This is a genomic window from Trinickia sp., from assembly GCF_051961175.1.
Lineage (GTDB): Bacteria > Pseudomonadota > Gammaproteobacteria > Burkholderiales > Burkholderiaceae > Trinickia.
The window spans coordinates 1-2,362 of sequence record NZ_JBQCDN010000419.1 but is presented as its reverse complement, the minus strand read 5'-3'; the positions used below and the strand labels follow the sequence as shown (position 1 = coordinate 2,362).

Below are 2,362 nucleotides of genomic sequence, written 5' to 3'. Positions count from 1 at the left end.
GACGCCGGCCGAGATCGAGGCGGCGGCTCGGTACTATGCGAGCCAGCCGTGACGGAGGACCTGTCGAACCGAACGATTCACGCGCGGCGCATCCGCTCCAGATGAAGCGCGGCGTGTCGCGTTTTTGCTTGATCGGGCCGTTGTGGCCGTGCAGCACGCTTGCACTGAGCTTGCGTTGACATCGATGAGCTCCGCTTCAAGTGCGTGAAGCGGGTGTAGTGCGTGCGGCCCGGTGCCGCGCGAAAAGGCCATGCAGCGCCATGCCTGCCAGCATCGCGGCAACGAACAGGATCCCCCGCGGCTGGCCGCTCGACGCGGCGACGAGCGCCGGGCCCGGACAAAACCCCGCCAGCCCCCAGCCGATGCCGAACAGCGCGCTGCCGACGAGGAGCGGACGATCGATATGGGTGCCTGTCGGCCATGACATCGGTGCGCCGAGCAAGCTTGTGGTCCGACGGCGCGCGAATGCGAACGCGAGGGTGCCGACCGCGACGGCGCCGCCCATCACGAACGCGAGCGACGGATCCCAACGGCCGGCAAGATCGAGAAAGCCGAGCACTTTCGCGGGATCGGCCATGTGCGAGACGATGAGACCGAGCCCGAACAGGAGGCCGGCGGCGAATGCCGAGAGAGGACGCATATTAGCGGTGCCGGAGCAAAAAGACGGTCACGATGCCGAACGCCATGAAGGTGGCGGTTGCGACGAACGAACGGGCCGAACCGCGCGAGATGCCGCATACGCCATGGCCGCTCGTGCAACCGGACCCATAGCGCGTGCCGAGCCCGACCAATAGCCCGGCGACCATCAACAGAGCGTTCGAGGCCGAAATGGTGACCGCAGGCAGCGGCGCGAAGAGGCGCCACAGCCAAGGCGCGGCGATCAAGCCGACGATAAAGGCGAGCGGCGAGGCGCGATCGGCGGTTGCCGAATCGATCAGACGCCCCAGCATCCCGCTGATGCCGGCGATGCGGCCGTTCAGCAACAGATACAACGCCGCTGCTGTGCCGATCATGAGGCCGCCCGCCAGAGCGGACATCGGCGTGAAGTGCAACATGTCGATGTTCATGCGCTCCCGCCCTTGGCACCCTTCGGCTTGCCGCAAAACAGTCCTGACAACGTCTGCATGATCCGCACGACTTCATGGCTGGCGAGACTGTAGTAGATGTACTTGCCTTCCCGCCGGGCGGCGACGATCCCTTCTTCGCGCAACACGCCGAGATGTTGCGACAAGCTCGGCTGATGCAGCCCGACGCGGGCCTCGAGTTCGCCTACGTTCTGCTCACCTGCTGTGAGCTGGCACAGCAGCAACAAACGATCCTCGTGCGCCATCGCCTTGAGCAAGGCGCAACACTGCGCTGCCGATTCGCGCAGCTCATCCCGGTTTTGTGCACTAAGCTGATCTTGCATCTGTGACGCGCCCACCGATCGATATATTGACTAACATTATATTGAACGATATATTGTTAAGCAACATCACATTGTGCAGAGGGTTGGCGATGCATCCTCGCGTAGAGCCGTTTTTCGATCCCGCTACGTCTACCTTCACCTACGTCGTGCATGCCGGCGACGGGACGCCGGCCGCGGTGATCGATTCGGTGCTCGATTACGATCCGAAATCGGGCCGTACCTCGACGGTATCGAGCGATCGCGTCATTGCGTTCGTGCGCGAGCATGGCTTGCAGGTGCAATGGCTGCTGGAAACGCATGCCCATGCCGATCACTTATCCGGCGCGCAGTACTTGAAGTCCCATCTTGGCGGCAGGATCGGGATCGGCGAGCAGATCCGGGCCGTCCAGCATAAATTCAAAGGGGTGTTCAATCTCGGTGCCGACGTATCGGAAGATGGCGCACAGTTCGATCATCTCTTCGCGGCCGACGAAACGTTTTCGATCGGGGCGCTGACGGCACGCGCGCTGCATGTGCCCGGGCATACGCCGGCAGACATCGCCTATCAGATCGGCGACGCTGTATTCGTGGGCGATACGCTGTTCATGCCCGACGTCGGTTCGGCGCGCTGCGATTTTCCTGGTGGCGACGCGCACATGCTGTATCGATCCGTGCAAAGGCTGCTGTCCTTGCCGTCGCACACCCGTTTGTTCATGTGCCACGACTACCCGCCGAACTCACGCGCGGTGCGTTGCGAAACGACCGTCGACGAAGAGCGTCGTGCGAATGTGCATCTGCACGAAGGGGTGACCGAGAGCGAGTTTGTCGAAATGCGCGTCGCCCGCGATCGCACGCTCTCGATGCCGGTGCTCATTTTGCCCGCTGTGCAGGTCAACATTCGGGCCGGCGATATGCCGCCGCCCGAATCGAACGGCATTCGTTATCTCAAGATTCCGCTGAACGCGCTTTGATCGA

Annotated in this window: 4 protein-coding genes; 1 reads left to right on the top strand and 3 read right to left on the bottom strand. The window is 62.8% G+C overall.

Going from position 1 to position 2,362, the window contains the following annotated elements; genetic code table 11:
- Positions 1 to 196: 196 nt before the first annotated feature.
- Genes ACTHL0_RS23740 through ACTHL0_RS23730 form a run of 3 tightly spaced genes read right to left on the bottom strand, consistent with a single transcriptional unit; the run spans position 197 to position 1,408 of the window.
- Complete coding sequence (locus ACTHL0_RS23740) at positions 197 to 640, bottom strand: DUF6691 family protein (RefSeq protein ID WP_440569431.1); 444 nt, start codon at positions 638 to 640, stop codon at positions 197 to 199.
- Between the two features lies 1 nt (position 641).
- A complete protein-coding gene (locus ACTHL0_RS23735; RefSeq protein WP_440569430.1) occupies positions 642 to 1,067 on the bottom strand; it encodes a YeeE/YedE family protein in 426 nt (141 codons plus the stop codon).
- Positions 1,064 to 1,408 (bottom strand): ArsR/SmtB family transcription factor, encoded by a 345-nt coding sequence (locus ACTHL0_RS23730; protein ID WP_440569429.1) that lies wholly within the window; start codon positions 1,406 to 1,408, stop codon positions 1,064 to 1,066. Before ACTHL0_RS23730 ends, ACTHL0_RS23735 begins: the two co-directional genes overlap by 4 nt.
- Positions 1,409 to 1,497: 89 nt before the next feature.
- On the opposite strand from ACTHL0_RS23730, the gene ACTHL0_RS23725 reads away from it, so the two are divergent.
- Positions 1,498 to 2,358 (top strand): MBL fold metallo-hydrolase, encoded by an 861-nt coding sequence (locus tag ACTHL0_RS23725; RefSeq protein WP_440569428.1) that lies wholly within the window; start codon positions 1,498 to 1,500, stop codon positions 2,356 to 2,358.
- The last annotated feature ends 4 nt before the right edge of the window (positions 2,359 to 2,362 follow it).